Source organism: Bacillus sp. FSL K6-3459, from assembly GCF_038003305.1.
Lineage (GTDB): Bacteria > Bacillota > Bacilli > Bacillales > Bacillaceae > Bacillus > Bacillus pumilus_O.
Map to the genome: position 1 here is coordinate 3,272,818 of NZ_JBBOOW010000001.1, position 14,449 is coordinate 3,287,266.

General features: G+C 39.2%; 15 protein-coding genes and 1 pseudogene. 8 read left to right on the forward strand and 8 right to left on the reverse strand.

Annotated elements, in window-relative coordinates; genetic code table 11:
• Window positions 1-17 precede the first annotated feature (17 nt).
• Window positions 18-914 (reverse strand): M23 family metallopeptidase, encoded by an 897-nt coding sequence (locus MHI35_RS16680; RefSeq protein WP_335349569.1) that lies wholly within the window; start codon window positions 912-914, stop codon window positions 18-20.
• Window positions 915-1,030: 116 nt separating this feature from the next.
• Here MHI35_RS16680 and MHI35_RS16685 point away from each other — a divergent pair, with 116 nt between their 5' ends.
• Window positions 1,031-1,540, forward strand: a complete 510-nt coding sequence (locus tag MHI35_RS16685; RefSeq protein WP_211062588.1) for a GNAT family N-acetyltransferase — start codon at window positions 1,031-1,033, stop codon at window positions 1,538-1,540.
• A gap of 233 nt (window positions 1,541-1,773) precedes the next feature.
• On the opposite strand, the gene MHI35_RS16690 is transcribed toward MHI35_RS16685, so the two are convergent.
• The 3 genes from MHI35_RS16690 to MHI35_RS16700 are packed head-to-tail and all read right to left on the reverse strand — an operon-like array spanning window position 1,774 to window position 4,659.
• On the reverse strand, window positions 1,774-2,304 hold the full coding sequence (locus MHI35_RS16690; protein WP_335349570.1) for a TlpA family protein disulfide reductase: 531 nt from the start codon (window positions 2,302-2,304) through the stop codon (window positions 1,774-1,776).
• Window positions 2,301-2,858, reverse strand: a complete 558-nt coding sequence (locus MHI35_RS16695) for a MauE/DoxX family redox-associated membrane protein (RefSeq protein WP_335349571.1) — start codon at window positions 2,856-2,858, stop codon at window positions 2,301-2,303. Before MHI35_RS16695 ends, MHI35_RS16690 begins: the two co-directional genes overlap by 4 nt.
• A 1-nt stretch (window position 2,859) precedes the next feature.
• Window positions 2,860-4,659: an ABC transporter ATP-binding protein gene (locus MHI35_RS16700; protein ID WP_335349572.1), complete on the reverse strand. Its 1,800-nt coding sequence runs from the start codon at window positions 4,657-4,659 to the stop codon at window positions 2,860-2,862.
• A 98-nt stretch (window positions 4,660-4,757) separates the two neighbouring features.
• On the opposite strand from MHI35_RS16700, the gene MHI35_RS16705 reads away from it, so the two are divergent.
• Window positions 4,758-5,267 carry a thiol:disulfide interchange protein gene (locus MHI35_RS16705; RefSeq protein ID WP_335349573.1) on the forward strand — a complete coding sequence of 170 codons (510 nt, stop codon included), beginning with the start codon at window positions 4,758-4,760 and terminating at the stop codon, window positions 5,265-5,267.
• A 44-nt stretch (window positions 5,268-5,311) separates the two neighbouring features.
• On the opposite strand, the gene MHI35_RS16710 is transcribed toward MHI35_RS16705, so the two are convergent.
• A complete protein-coding gene (locus MHI35_RS16710; RefSeq protein ID WP_335349574.1) occupies window positions 5,312-5,716 on the reverse strand; it encodes a hypothetical protein in 405 nt (134 codons plus the stop codon).
• Between the two features lie 33 nt (window positions 5,717-5,749).
• On the reverse strand, window positions 5,750-5,944 hold the full coding sequence (locus MHI35_RS16715) for a hypothetical protein (protein WP_003215165.1): 195 nt from the start codon (window positions 5,942-5,944) through the stop codon (window positions 5,750-5,752).
• A gap of 299 nt (window positions 5,945-6,243) precedes the next feature.
• Here MHI35_RS16715 and MHI35_RS16720 point away from each other — a divergent pair, with 299 nt between their 5' ends.
• From MHI35_RS16720 to rpsN, 4 genes are all read left to right on the forward strand, one after another.
• Window positions 6,244-6,666, forward strand: coding sequence for a DUF5362 family protein (locus tag MHI35_RS16720; protein WP_144520422.1), 423 nt, complete (start codon window positions 6,244-6,246; stop codon window positions 6,664-6,666).
• A 142-nt stretch (window positions 6,667-6,808) separates the two neighbouring features.
• Window positions 6,809-6,958: a 50S ribosomal protein L33 gene (gene rpmG, locus MHI35_RS16725; protein ID WP_003214771.1), complete on the forward strand. Its 150-nt coding sequence runs from the start codon at window positions 6,809-6,811 to the stop codon at window positions 6,956-6,958.
• Window positions 6,959-7,039: 81 nt separating this feature from the next.
• Window positions 7,040-8,236, forward strand: coding sequence for a GTP-binding protein (locus tag MHI35_RS16730; protein ID WP_335349575.1), 1,197 nt, complete (start codon window positions 7,040-7,042; stop codon window positions 8,234-8,236).
• A 16-nt stretch (window positions 8,237-8,252) separates the two neighbouring features.
• A complete protein-coding gene (gene rpsN / locus MHI35_RS16735; RefSeq protein WP_012011533.1) occupies window positions 8,253-8,522 on the forward strand; it encodes a 30S ribosomal protein S14 in 270 nt (89 codons plus the stop codon).
• A gap of 253 nt (window positions 8,523-8,775) precedes the next feature.
• Here the strand turns inward: rpsN and moaA are convergent, their stop codons facing one another.
• Complete coding sequence (gene moaA / locus MHI35_RS16740) at window positions 8,776-9,783, reverse strand: GTP 3',8-cyclase MoaA (RefSeq protein ID WP_144520417.1); 1,008 nt, start codon at window positions 9,781-9,783, stop codon at window positions 8,776-8,778.
• Window positions 9,784-9,793: 10 nt separating this feature from the next.
• Window positions 9,794-10,507, reverse strand: a pseudogene (fdhD, locus tag MHI35_RS16745) (formate dehydrogenase accessory sulfurtransferase FdhD); the annotation flags it as partial.
• A gap of 208 nt (window positions 10,508-10,715) precedes the next feature.
• Between fdhD and MHI35_RS16750 the strand changes: the two are divergent.
• The gene (locus MHI35_RS16750) at window positions 10,716-11,981 is read left to right on the forward strand and encodes an L-lactate MFS transporter (RefSeq protein WP_335349576.1); all 1,266 of its coding nucleotides are present in this window, start codon (window positions 10,716-10,718) and stop codon (window positions 11,979-11,981) included.
• 82 nt (window positions 11,982-12,063) lie between these two features.
• A complete protein-coding gene (locus MHI35_RS16755) occupies window positions 12,064-14,412 on the forward strand; it encodes an FdhF/YdeP family oxidoreductase (protein WP_211062598.1) in 2,349 nt (782 codons plus the stop codon).
• Window positions 14,413-14,449: the final 37 nt, after the last annotated feature.

The window sequence follows — 14,449 nt, forward strand, 5'->3', positions numbered from 1 at the left end:
TACAGAGGTTTCAAGACTTAAGATTGTTTTGTTTCTTCAGATTGACTGCTGTCTTTAGAGGAATCAGAAGACTTTTCTTGATCAGAGGATTTCCCCTTTTCATCAGACTTTTCTTCAGATTTTTCTCCAGCAGGCTCTTTGGCCTTATCTTCAGCAGCAGGTACCTTCGTTTTTTCATCAGCTTTTGGCTGAGCAGGTTCTTTTGCTTCTTCCGTCACTTCTTGTGCGGCCTTTTCAATAGTTGAAACAGGCTTGTCAATGAAGCTAAGTGGGTTAAGCGCTAAACCTTCCATACGAATTTCAAAATGCACATGGTTGCCGCTTTCAGCACCATAAAGATTTTTACCAGAAGCACCGATGACATCATTCTGCTTCACTTCATCGCCTTCTTTAACACTCACTTGTGACAACGATTGGTAAACAGTCGATAATCCATCTTCATGTTCAATTTCAACGACGTGACCGAGAACTGGATCTTTTTTCGCTTGAACCACTGTTCCACTAAGAGCAGCTGTGACATCAAACACTTTGCCATCTTTGTCTGCAAGATCAATACCTTTGCTCAAGGTATAGGTGTTATTATAGTTTACAAGTGCTGCTTCTTTTTCTTTTTGATCAGCATCTGCTTCATAGAACTTTTTCACGACAGAAACATTATCAGAATTCTGGACTGGCATGGCAACATTTTCAATTGGCTTTCCAACTTCAACGGCATCATCACGCTGTTCTTGCCCTGTTTGATTTCCATCAGATAGTTGGTCTTTCACATCTTTTGATACAGCTTGATACCAAAGAACGGCTGTTAACACGACCGCTGCGCTGACCAAGTAAATTGCAGGGAATACCCAGCGCTTACGGAAAAATTGCTGAACTTTTGTGATTTTGGAAGTACGTTTCTTTTCTTCCTCTCTCATTTTTCATCACCTCAGCAACATTCTGAACACTTTTCAAAAAATATATACACACGAAATCATTTTTCTTTTTATTTTGCGCAATCGCATCAATAATATGTATGATGAATGAAAAAAAGATGGGGGACTTTATTGTGAAAACTTTCAATCGCATAGCAACAGAAGATGACCTCAAAGCAATCGTTGATATTTACAATTCGACCATTGCTTCACGAGAAGTAACCGCCGATACAGAACCAGTTTCAGTTGAAGACCGCCGGGAATGGTTTTTGAATCATTCAGAGAAAAGACCTCTCTATGTGAAAACAGATGAGGATGGACATATTTACGGCTGGCTCAGCTTTGAAACCTTTTATGGAAGACCTGCCTACAACGGAACCGTTGAAATGAGTATTTACTTAAACCAAGACTATCGAGGGAAAGGCTTAGGGTCACTTTTCTTACAAGAAGCCATTGAGTTGGCACCTTCACTAGGCATTCGAACGTTACTCGCCTTTATTTTCGGGCACAACGAAGCCAGCATTCGATTATTTAAAAAGCACGGCTTTGAGACATGGGGTCACCTGCCACGCATCGCAGAGATGGACGGCAGCAGATACGATTTAGACATTCTAGGAAAAGAATTATAAAACGAGCGTCTCTTAAACAAAGAGACGCTTCAGATTGTTGACAAAGGGCTAAAATGATCTTGATTTTAGCCCTTTGTCTCCTTTTCAGCGTGATAGAAAACCTTTGCAGTCTAGGAAGGACGAGTACTGGCGCGGAGCGAATTGTCATTCGTGAGCACCAGCACGCAGGACTGACACCGAATGCGAGGGTTTGTCTACACGCTGGAACGTCTCTTAAACAAAGAGACGCTTTTTTATGATGCGTGTAACAGCTGTTCAAACTGTTTCACATTTTGAACAGCTTTTCTTTGCAGGATGGTGCCATGTTCATCTATCAAAATCGCTTGCGGAACAACCGTTACCCCATACAGCTCCATGATTTGCGAAGAGCGCACATACACAGCATGATCAGGCAGCAATTGAAGGAGCAATCCATCATCTCCTTGTTCATCTCCATTGATGAAAATAAATTGAGTATCATCGCTAGAGATGTGCTGACGCATATCAGACAAAATGCTTTTGCATGTCAGACAAGTGGTATTTACAAATAACAGCATCACGGCTCTTCTGTTCTGTAAATATTCCTTTAAAATGACCTTATCCCCTAAATGTGTATAGCTTCGAAATAACGGCGCAGCATCACCAACATCCGCTTCCTTTAATTCAATCCCATCAAAGGATTTAATTTTACTCATAAATTTCCCGATAAAGCGGGCAAGCAAAAACACGACAGCCAGCTGAGCAATGACAATGAATAACACAATAATTAGTAGAATATCAGTCATTTCACTTGGTCTCCTTCTATAAACGAATCAAATTGATTCACCCATTTTCTTTTGAACATCATGATTGTTTTCCCCACCGCTATCATCAAACAGACAGCCACCGCAATCAGAAAACAAATAATATGAAATGGCCACGGAATTGTTTCTACATAGGGATGTACATAAAACAACCCAATCACAAGAGCCAGCATCGACATATTACGAATCACAATTCCCCAGTGAAGATGATCATTTTCAAGCAAACCTCCACAGCCGCATGAAATGTTACGATGTCCTCTCAATAAATTGAAGGTGACCGCTCCAGTATAAATACATAAAAGTGCTGTAAGACCAACCGCAGGTACAAGATACATGTTCCACACGAACAATAAGCCCGTACAAGCCAGTTCAACAGTCAATAACAGATAAAACATGGGCGTCGTGAGCGCAGAAGGCAGCAGGCGATAAGCATTCATCTGCTGAATATGCGCCGTTTGTTTTCTCACTTTATCAATCCATGCACCTGCAAAGATGATTCCTAATAAATAGACACCTATAAAATAAAAGACACTCACCTTAAGCCATCTCCTTTTGTTGAAATAGTTGGGATTGTGCCTCGTAAAGCCTTTTGTACTCTCCGTCTAGCGCCATTAGCTCTTCATGGTTCCCCTCTTCAACGAAAGCACCATCTTTCATCACGATAATCCGGTCTGCCAAGCGGGCCGCTCCCATACGATGTGTGATAAACAAAACCCCTTGATCCTGCGTATGATCGAATAGCTTTCGAATCAGTGAAATCTCCGATAGCGGATCGAGAGCAGAAGTCGGTTCATCTAAAATGATAAAATCACTTTCTCTAAAAAAGGTTCTCGCCATCGCAAGCTTTTGCCATTGTCCGCCAGACAGTTCATGCCCTTCCTCAAAAAAACGGCCAAGCTGCGAATCGTATGTTTCTTCCATTTGATGGATTCTTTTCTCTATGCCTGCTTGCCGTGCTGCTGAGATCATGCGTTCTTCCTCATCTATTTCATCGATACGGCCAAATCCAATGTTTTCTTTCACAGTGAATTCGTACTTCATAAAATCTTGAAAAAGGACAGCCATTCTCGCATGATAGGATTTTTTATAAATGGTCGAAATCGATTCACCATTGACCTTTTGCATATTCGGCTTGTCCGGATCATATAAACCGGTCAAACATTTAATCAAGGTCGTCTTACCTGATCCGTTATCCCCCACCAATGCAATACGTTCACCTCTATTGATATGAAAATGTATATGCTCAATAGCAGGCGTTTTCATATTCGGATAGGTAAAAGAGAGGTTTTCTAGCGTGATGGACTGAATACATTCAATCCTCCGAAGCGATGCCCCTTCCTCTGTCTGCTCATCAATTTCTTCTTCTCTCTTTTGAAAAGTTCTCATTTCCTCAATATAGAGACTCGTTTCATATAAACTAGAACATTCCCTCGTCAAATCTTGAAAACCGCTTTGAATATTTTGCACAGCTTGGAGTACAGCGACAAACGTACCCGCAGCTAATTTCTTTTGAAAGATAAGAAAGACAATAAAAAGACCACAGCACACATAGGCAAATGTCATAAGCAATCCGCCTGCCATCTCCCAACGAACCTGACGTTTTAGTAATTTATATTTTTCATCTGCACTTTTTACATAATGACCTTTCCACTTTTGAAGAAGGTAATGTCCAATTCCATATAAACGGATTTCTTTCAATGAATCTCGCTGTGCAACAAGGTCGGACACATACATTTCTCTTCGATCGTTGGCAGTTAACATCCGGTTTAATTGATACCGTGCGCCTCCAAAGAAAAGCTCAATCCATAAGACAGGCAGAGTACATAAGATTAGAATGACCGCCAAGCCCCAATGGATACCAATCATATAAATGAGAAGTGATACAACAGTAATCAATGCGCTCATGATTGTAAAAATACTTCTAACCATACTCAGAACATGCTGATGACTGTTCATCACACGTTGACTTTCATTATAAAAAGACGGGTGTTCAAATGTAATATATGGAAGCCTGATCGCCTTTTGAAGCAATTCACCCTTCAAATGCAAGCCAATCAAATTTGTCGCTTTCTGCTGACTAAGCTGAAGCATGAATTGAAGCCCATATCCTAAAATCACAATGACCATTTGCAACCCAAATAACCTTAAGACCTTTTGAATATCTCCTGAAGAAGTCATGAATAAAATAATTTCATTAATCAATGTTTGAATAATCCAGACACTAGCCAAAGGCATAAAGCCAACGATCACTTGGATGAATAGAGTTAACAGAAGATATGATCGACTTCTTTTCCAAGTATAAGAGATTGCATATAAACAATGGTTCACTGTACTCATCAAACGCTCCACCTTACACCATTTAGTATAATTGACATATTTTTGATATTTATATTATGATAGCTCTGCGTAACTTCACTCTGAGAGGACGATATACGATGACTTCAATCTTACTTTTACAGCTAACCCTTATTCTTTGCAGCCTTTTATTGACGATCGGAATCATGATCTATTTAAAACACCAGATGGAATTAATCATCTTACCAATCCAGCATGTGGGGCAAAAACTTGTTCATCCGCTACTCGAAAAACCATCACCTATTCAAATGAATGATTTACTGCAAAACAACCACAAGCAACAGTTACTTATATTCACTGACACAGCATGTCCGCACTGCATCCCATCGCTGGAACAATTCTTAGAAACGAAAAAGCAGCGTCAATTAGACATTTCTTTTAGTATTTTGCTAAAGAATGGGAAAGAAGAGGATCAAGAATTATATCGTGATAACCAAACCAACATGCGAATTATCTCAGTAGATGAACAAATGATAGGCGCCTTTCATATTGAAGAGTTTCCATATTACATCATGGTAGAAGAAGATGAAACAATCTCATATGCAGCTCCTTTTCCGGATGGTCTTTATTCAAGGTTTTCTGCAAAATAAACATAAATGAGGCATGTGAAGATAAAAAACACACGCCTCTTTTTTTATTGGTTTGGATCTGCCTGTACATCTTGATCCTTTTCCCTTGCAGCAATTTCACTCGCTTCACTTGAAACTGTGGCTTGTTCCTCAGCTTGTTCAAACTCACTGCGAGCCTCATTTGAAATATCTACTTGGTCACCATGCTGATTCACAGTAACGGACGAAGAAGACGATTCTTTTTGAACCTCTTTCTCTAGTTCCTTTAATTTAGACACATGAAGCTCTAAGTCTTTTCCTTGCTGAACTAGAGTCAGTTGTTGGAATAATGCCTTTCTCTCTTCTGGAGAATGGTCGCCTTGAACTATTTTCGCTGCTTGGTTTAAAAAAGAATTAGATGGTTGACTCGCTTGACGACTATTTGACGTCTGCATAGCATTTGTTAAGAATGAAATTGAAGATATGCTCATGCGTTCACATCCTATTAAATAAAATCCTTGAATTTAGCAGCCACATCTAATACGTTCTTGGCTAGTACAAATCTCACCTGTATCACGATCCACATAGTAACGGAAAGTTCCAACACCTTGAAGGAAACAAGTTGGCGCTGATTTGCATGAAGTGACTAATTTTTGCAAAATACATCTTGAAGCTGCAGGTTGAACATTGGTCATTTTGTTTAAAAAACGATCTAACATATGAATTCCACCTTCCAATTTTTATGGTAATACAACACAATAATAACCAATAACAAGACAACTAACAACATATTTTGATAATTTTACTAATTATTTTTAACTACCAATCTTACTTATGACATAAATTGTCGTTAAAATTTATAGTAAATGTTACTTTTTTCTTATTCGAAGATAATTTATTTATCCATAAATAGTTAAGTGAAGATAGAATTTTTTAAAAATTGTTCTACATTCACTCTTCCTAAAGTACTACCTGCTCAAGTATGATAAAGGGTGAATACATAAAGGAGTGAACATCATTGCAACAAACTGAGAAAATCATTCAATCTCTTCATTCGATCACAAAGTGGGGAAAAGTTGGTAGTATATTTCTCTATATTTCAGGCGGCCTAGCTATTCTCGTTGGCTTTTGGCTTGTTCTTCCTGCTGCCCTTGGCGTCTTCCTCATTATGATGGGAATCCATGTACAAAAATCTGTAAACGCAGCTGAACAATTAATTCAAGCTCCTGATACTTCTTATGAAGAGTTATTAGAACAATATGCAAAGATGATGAAAATGCAGACGCTATTTGCCATATCAAGTATTGTCGCAGCCATTCTCTCATTCATCGCCATTATCCTGATGCTGATATTAGGCGGTCTAGCATTTCTTCAAGAAATTCCTAGTGACATTCAGCAATATGAAGGTGAATACGAAGAAGAGCTTGGTGACTTTTATTAATCGAGAGGGGTATCAATAAACATTCGATACCCCTGTTGTTTGATCATTTTGCATGATCACCCTACAAAGCTTGACATTCTATCTTGATCATTTTACAATACAAATCGTAACTATTACGAATTAAAGGAGGATCCTATTACTGATGCGTGTGAAAATTACCTTGGCCTGTACGGAAACTGGTGACAGAAACTATATCACAACAAAGAATAAAAGAACGAATCCGGATCGACTGGAGTTAAAAAAATATTCTCCTCGGTTAAAGAAATATACCCTTCATAGAGAAACAAAATAATTTTTCAGACTACAAATCGTAATCATTACTTTTTAAGAGAGGCGGAAATGAACATGATCGTTGGCAAAGGGACAGAAGGAAATGAATAAGCGAATACCGGTTACAGTATTAAGCGGTTTTTTAGGAGCTGGAAAAACAACCATATTAAATCATGTACTACAAAATCGTAAAGGGTTAAAAGTGGCTGTGATTGTTAATGACATGAGCGAAATTAATATTGATGCAGAACTAGTCAAACAAGGCGGTGAGCTCTCTCGATCAGATGAGAAGCTAGTTGAATTATCTAATGGTTGTATTTGCTGCACATTAAGAGAAGATTTGTTAATTGAAGTAGAGCGCCTATGTAAGACTGGTCATATTGATTATATTGTCATTGAGTCTACAGGTATTAGTGAACCAATTCCAGTCGCGCAAACTTTCTCCTATATTGATGAAGAAATGAGCATCGATTTAACACGCTTTTGCCGGCTAGACACTATGGTCACTGTTGTAGATGCCAACCGTTTCTGGACCGACTTCCAGTCAGGAGAAAGTCTATTAGACCGTAAACAATCCGTTTCCGATGATGACGAACGAGAAATTTCCGATTTACTGATTGATCAAATTGAATTTTGTGACGTACTGATTATCAATAAGTGTGATCTAGTATCAAACTCAGAATTAGACCGACTTGAGCATGTGCTGACAACACTTCAACCAGAAGCATCTATCATCAGAACCTCAAAAGGGCAAGTAAAGCCCAGTGACATTCTAAATACTGGTTTATTCAACTTTGAAAAGTCCAGTGCTTCTGCTGGCTGGATTAAAGAAATCAACGCTGGGCATTCTCAGCATACGCCGGAAACAGAAGAATACCATATCTCATCCTTTGTTTATGAGAGAAGACTTCCCTTCCATACTGGCAGGTTAAATAATTGGCTAGATCAGATGCCGGAGCAAATCGTTCGCGCTAAAGGGTTTACGTGGCTTGCCACACATCATGATTTAACCATTTTAATTTCACAGGCTGGAAAATCTGTTCAGATTGAACCAATTGCCTACTGGATTGCTGCCTTGCCTGAGCAAGAAAAAGCACAGATATTAAAGCAAGAACCAGAGCTTCTTGATGAGTGGGACGCAGAATTTGGTGACAGGCATACAAAACTTGTGTTTATTGGTGTAGATTTACCTAAAGCAGATATCATTCGTACACTTGATCAATGCTTACTCACACCTGAGGAATTTGATCAAGATTGGACTACGTTTGAAGACCCCTTTCAATGGAAAATCCAACATTAAGCCAGGAGGGTTTTAAGTGGCAAAGAAATCTAAAATTGCTAAAGAAAAAAAGCGGCAGCAGCTTGTATTGAAATATGCAGAATTAAGAAAAGAGTTAAAAGAACAAGGTGACTATGAAGCTTTGCGGAAATTACCTAGAGACTCTTCCCCTACCCGCTTAAAAAACCGCTGTGAATTAACCGGTCGTCCCAGAGGTTACTTACGAAAATTTAAAATGTCTAGAATTGCTTTTCGTGAGCTTGCCTATAAGGGCCACATTCCAGGAGTGAAAAAATCGAGCTGGTAAAGATTGAGTTGATCTTATCACAGCTCCCATAAAAGTAAAGCAGTAAAAAATGTTGAAAAAACTATTTTCTAGGCCTATCTCAACCTTTTTGAGCCACAAAATAACATTTTAAAAACCAGCAGAATCTCTGCTGGTTTTTGATCATGATAGGATTCTAAGATGAATAGACCTATTTCTATAAAAGGATTTTCAATCATGATTATGACATTTTTCCTACTTTTCAAAAAATCATGATCATGATACTTTGTTGTCACTACCCACCGATGTATGACATTTCAACTTTTTTCTGATCTTTCTTTTGCTCTCTCTCGGCTGAATATTGATCATCTCTATTCGACCATAGTTCCTTCAATATGTTCTTTATTTCTTCATTATCTTTTGTCGAACGAATCACCCGCTTCAGGTCAAAACCCGATGATGCAAAAAGACATGTAAACAATTCACCGCGAGCAGAAAGCCTCGCTCTATTACATGTTCCACAAAAAGCATCTGAAACAGAAGAAATAATGCCTATCTCTCCTGAACCATCTTGGTAAAAGAATCGGTTGGCTACTTCACCTGGGTATTGAGGAGGTTCTGGTTTGATGGGAAATGTTGAATCAATTAGACCAATAATCTCTTTTTTTGTCATGACATGCTCTAGATTCCATTTGTTCGTATTTCCGACATCCATAAACTCGATAAATCTGAGAACATGTCCTTCTTTTTTAAAGTAAGCTGCCATTGGCAAAACATCCTGATCATTCACACCTTTTTGAACAACCATATTGATCTTAATAGCAAGTCCAGCTGTTTTTGCAGCCTCAATTCCATCAAACACTTTTTGGATAGAAATATTCCTTCCGTTCATTTGCTTAAAACGGTCAGGATTTAACGAATCCAAACTAATGGTGACTCTTTGAAGACCTGCTTTCTTTAACTTATCAGCATATACAGGTAAAAGCGTTCCATTTGTTGTCATAGCAATGTCTTCGATTCCTGGAATTTTTGAGAGCTTTTCTATTAAGATAGGCAAATCTTTTCGCATTAAAGGTTCGCCACCCGTGATGCGTATTTTTACCACACCTAGGTCCTTTGCAAAAAGGGTAGCAAGCTGTTCAATTTCTTCGAAACTAAGCAGCTCTTCTTTTTTCAAAAAAGGATAATCTGGTCCAAAAATTTCAGCAGGCATACAGTACGTACATCTAAAGTTACAGCGATCTGTTACTGATATTCTTAAATCGCGCAATGGTCGATGTCTCTTATCCAATATACTGTCCATACTTTGCCTCCTATTCTGTTATACGCTGATGGTGGGTGTAGATATTAAAAGATTCCCCTCTGACAAATCCAACTGTCGTGATATTTAATTCTTCTGCCATATTAAGCGCCAGTTCAGTAGGTGCTGATTTTGAGATAACGATCGACACTCCTAGTTTTGCTGCCTTCAACAGAACTTCTGATGATATCCGGCCGCTAAACACAAGAATTTTATCTCTAAGCGGAATTTGATGAAGTAAACAGTATCCATAGATTTTATCTAATGCATTATGTCTTCCTATATCAGTTCTAGTGATGAATAGCTTTTCTGTATCACACAGTCCAGCATTATGCACACCACCAGTATGTTGAAACAATTGACTTTCTTCTTGTAAAGATTTCATTAGACGCATACAAGTTTCAGCAGAAATATTAATTCGATCAATGGCTGTTTTTGCTGTTTTCACATCTTGGAGGAAATAAAAGTGTCTCCCTTTCCCACAGCAAGAACCAATCACCCGCTTAGTAAAATCTGATGACTGAAATCCGCTTGAGTGAACTAAATCAACATAGGCAAAGCCCATACTTTCATCTATTGTAAACCTTTTAATCTCATTTTCAAATCGAATGACTCCTTCTGAAGCTAAAAAACCGATCACCAATTCTTTCAAATGATCTGGTGAACAAACAAGTGTTACAAATTCCTCACCGTTCACGATCACAGTTAAAGGAAATTCTTCTACAATTTCATCTGTTTTGCAAGTAAATTGACCTTCACGGTATTGGTGTATGACTCGTTTCTTTTTAACAGAAGGATTCATTGTATATCTTCCTTTCAGCACAAATTTAGTTATATGAACCAATCAAATTGTGATATTATTTTAAAAAGTCATAAAAATGTAACATATTTCTATCTTATCAAACTTTTTGATTGCTTTATATGGGGGGAACAAAATGAAAAAATCGAAAAATCGTTGGCTCATTGCAACAAGTGCTGTGGGAATTCATTTATCTATTGGGTCTGTTTATGCTTGGAGTGTTTTTACGAATCCTTTACATCAAGCCTTTCAGTGGTCACTCACGGAAATAAGCCTGACCTTCAGTATTGCTATTTTATTTTTAGGTTTATCTGCTGCATTCATGGGACATTTCGTTGAAAAGTATGGTCCAAGGGCATCAGGGCTCTTCTCAGCCATTTTCTTTGGTATTGGAATGACAGGGTCAGGATTCGCTGTCCACCTGTCCTCACTCCCTCTCCTCTATTTATTTTATGGTGTACTCGCTGGGATAGGATTAGGGGTAGGTTACATTGCACCTGTATCAACTTTAGTGAAATGGTTTCCGGACCGTAGAGGACTAGCAACAGGCTTAGCTATTATGGGTTTTGGGTTTGCGTCTCTTATTTGCAGCCCAATTATCCAATATCTCATTGAAAAAGTAGATATCGCAAATACCTTTTACATTCTTGGAATTTCCTATTTTATGATCATGGTGATTTCATCTCTTTATTTATCACCACCAACACCTGATGACGTCAAACAATTTGACGTGTTAAAAACAAATCAAAGAAAAATCCCTCAGGATTTATCACAGCTTACAGCAAATGAAGCGATCAAAACACGACGTTTTTATTATTTGTGGCTCATGCTCTTTATTAATATTACATGCGGGATTGCCATTATTTCAGTAGCATCGCCTCTTGCTCAAGAAAGTGTTGGATTAACTGCAGGTGCTGCCGCTACCCTTGTTGGCATTTTAGGTGCTTTTAATGGTTTAGGACGGATTGGCTGGGCTTCCTTCTCAGATTATATCGGAAGGCCGAATACGTATACAATCTTCTTTAGTATTCAACTCATTGCCTTTCCTTTACTTCCCTATTTAAAGGAACCGCTCGTCTTTTCAATTGTGATGGCGATCATTTATACGTGCTATGGAGGAGGGTTTGCCTCAATTCCAGCCTATATTGGCGATTTATTTGGCACGAAACAACTTGGTGCCATACACGGTTATATTCTGACAGCCTGGGCAGCTGCTGGTTTAGCAGGACCTTTATTTTCATCCTTTATCCGGGATATAACTGGTAACTACACGCAAAGTCTGATGGTGTTCTCTGGCTTATTTTTCATTGCTTTTATCATATCTCTTCTCATCCGGAAGGATATTCAGCAGCTTAGAGAAACAAACCTTACTGCTACTTCTTCTGTCTCATCCCGGTCTTAATTTGAATTTGACAGAATCACAATCTAAAGGTAATTTTTAGATATGAAAACGCTTTATAAAGTAATAGGAGGGTGATGTTATCATGGGGAAAACAAAACATAAGGGGCCTATAAAGCTTAATAAAAAACCCTCACCAAAGCTATGGGCCTCTTTTGCGCCTATGGGACTTGGAAAAGTAAAGCCGAAACACATTCGAGATACGATGAAAGTGGCGTGGGAGAACAAAGATAATCTCCCCTATGCATATCGTATTTTAACGCAAGGCGTGTGTGACGGCTGTGCCCTTGGTGTTTCAGGGTTATATGACCAAACACTCGCAGGACCTCATATATGCACCACAAGACTAAATGTACTTCGTCTTAATACAATGCCAGCTATTGATCCAAAGTGGTTTGAAGACATTCAACAGCTCAAACAAATGGACAGCACCACTCTTCGCAAACTTGGCCGTATCCCTTATCCACTGATTCGAAAAAAAGGTGACAATGCCTTTACGCGGATTTCCTGGGATGATGCATTAGATCAAATCGCAACGAAAATCAAATCAATTGATAAACGGCAGCTCGCTTTCTATTTAACAGCTAGAGGAATAACAAATGAAGTCTATTATACCGCTGCAAAGGCAGCTCGCTTTATCGGGACAAATCATATTGATAATGCGTCGCGCATTTGTCATTCACCGAGCAAAACCGCTCTTAAGCGATCCCTTGGAATAGGAGCTTCCAGCTGTAATTACAACGATTGGATCGGAACTGATGTCTTAATTTTTTGGGGATCTGTCGCAGCAAACAATCAGCCCGTTTCCACTAAATATATGTATGCGGCGAAAAAGAAAGGAACCAAAATTATAGTCATCAATCCGTATAAAGAGCCTGCCATGGAAAAGTACTGGGTTCCCTCTATTCCAGAAAGTGCTTTATTCGGCACAAAAATCGCGGATGATTTCTATCAAGTCAATATAGGCGGCGATATTGCGTTTATGAACGGCGTCATCAAACACTGGTTTGACATGGAGCAACATGCGCCCCATTCCGCTCTTGATCATGAATTTATTCAAGCCCATACTACCGGCATACAGGATTTACAGCAACATGTCGCACAGTTGAAATGGGAAGACCTTGAAGCGTCTTCAGGCTTATCAAAAGAAAGAATGAAGGAATTTGCCATCCTTCTTGCCAATGCGAATTCAGGCGTTTTCATTTGGAGCATGGGTCTTACCCAGCACCGCTTTGCAACGGATAATATATCACAGGTCGCCAACCTTGCTATGTTACGTGGATTTATTGGCAGGAAACATTGTGGTGTCATGCCAATTCGCGGGCATAGCGGTGTTCAAGGTTCTGGTGAAATGGGTGCTGACCCGTTTGTTTTGCCGGGCAGTGATTTTGATGAAGAGAATATTGAAAGAATCGAAAAGGTTTGGGGGTTTGACATTCCAAAATGGCATGGTGACACTATTGGGCAATCATTTGAGAAAATGGCGCTCCCAAAAGAGCATCCACAAAAACTCAAAATGCTGTTTACGAGCGGCGGGAACTTTTTAGAAACGATGCCAAATCCAGATGCGATCGAAAAAGCTTTATCTGAGCTTGAACTTCGTGTGCATCAAGATATCATTTTAAATACCTCTACACTTGTAGAGGCAGAAGAAGCGGTAATTGTTCTCCCTGCTATGACAAGATATGAGCAGCCAGGAGGCGGTACTTCCACTAGTACGGAACGCATGGTATATTTCAGCCCAGAAATTGAAGGACCTCGGATTGAGGAGGCCAGAGCAGAATGGGATATTTATATTGATCTTGCAAAAAGAGTACGCCCTGAAGATGCTGAGCTGATTCATTTCTCAACGGCTGAAGACATTCGCCGTGAGATTGCGATCGCAAATCGAAATTATGATGGCATCCAGCATTTACGTCATAAAGGAGACGTTTTTCAATGGGGAGGTGCCTGGCTATGTGAAGATGGGGAGTGTCCAACTCCGGATGGCAAAGGACACCTTCTTCCTGCCCAGCTGCCTCAATACCGAAAAACTGAGGGTCATTTTAATATCACGACAAGAAGAGGAAAGCAATTCAACTCGATGATCTATAGTGAAAAGGATGCCTTTAATGGTGGGAAGCGTCATTCTATCTTGATGAATGAAGAAGATGCTAAAGAGCTTTATGTTAAAGAAGGTGATCCAGTTGTTTTGTTTAATCAATATGGATCCTACCAAGGAGTCGCTCAATTTGGGGAGTTGAAACGTGGCAATATCGCTGTTTACTGGCCTGAAGGGAACGTTTTAATTCCAAAGGGTGTGTATGAGAGCTACTCACAGATTCCCGAATATAATACGGCGGCCATATTAGAAAAAGCCGAAACCTTTCATGCAAGAAAAGACCAGCACTACGTGGAGAAACGAATTGATGAATTAGAAACCACCTTGAATTGATCTTTAACTAAAAAACAGCTGGGGAAAACAATCCCCA

Bases quoted from the DNA above. Each gene is read 5' to 3' on its own strand.
- MHI35_RS16700 (WP_335349572.1), bottom strand. From the start codon at position 4,659: ATGAGTACAGTGAACCATTGTTTATATGCAATCTCTTATACTTGGAAA.
- moaA (WP_144520417.1), bottom strand. From the start codon at position 9,783: ATGGACAGTATATTGGATAAGAGACATCGACCATTGCGCGATTTAAGA.
- MHI35_RS16755 (WP_211062598.1), top strand. From the start codon at position 12,064: ATGGGGAAAACAAAACATAAGGGGCCTATAAAGCTTAATAAAAAACCC.
- rpmG (WP_003214771.1), top strand. From the start codon at position 6,809: ATGCGTGTGAAAATTACCTTGGCCTGTACGGAAACTGGTGACAGAAAC.
- MHI35_RS16730 (WP_335349575.1), top strand. From the start codon at position 7,040: ATGAATAAGCGAATACCGGTTACAGTATTAAGCGGTTTTTTAGGAGCT.
- MHI35_RS16710 (WP_335349574.1), bottom strand. From the start codon at position 5,716: ATGAGCATATCTTCAATTTCATTCTTAACAAATGCTATGCAGACGTCA.
- MHI35_RS16715 (WP_003215165.1), bottom strand. From the start codon at position 5,944: ATGTTAGATCGTTTTTTAAACAAAATGACCAATGTTCAACCTGCAGCT.
- MHI35_RS16750 (WP_335349576.1), top strand. From the start codon at position 10,716: ATGAAAAAATCGAAAAATCGTTGGCTCATTGCAACAAGTGCTGTGGGA.
- MHI35_RS16690 (WP_335349570.1), bottom strand. From the start codon at position 2,304: ATGACTGATATTCTACTAATTATTGTGTTATTCATTGTCATTGCTCAG.
- MHI35_RS16705 (WP_335349573.1), top strand. From the start codon at position 4,758: ATGACTTCAATCTTACTTTTACAGCTAACCCTTATTCTTTGCAGCCTT.
- MHI35_RS16680 (WP_335349569.1), bottom strand. From the start codon at position 914: ATGAGAGAGGAAGAAAAGAAACGTACTTCCAAAATCACAAAAGTTCAG.
- MHI35_RS16685 (WP_211062588.1), top strand. From the start codon at position 1,031: ATGGGGGACTTTATTGTGAAAACTTTCAATCGCATAGCAACAGAAGAT.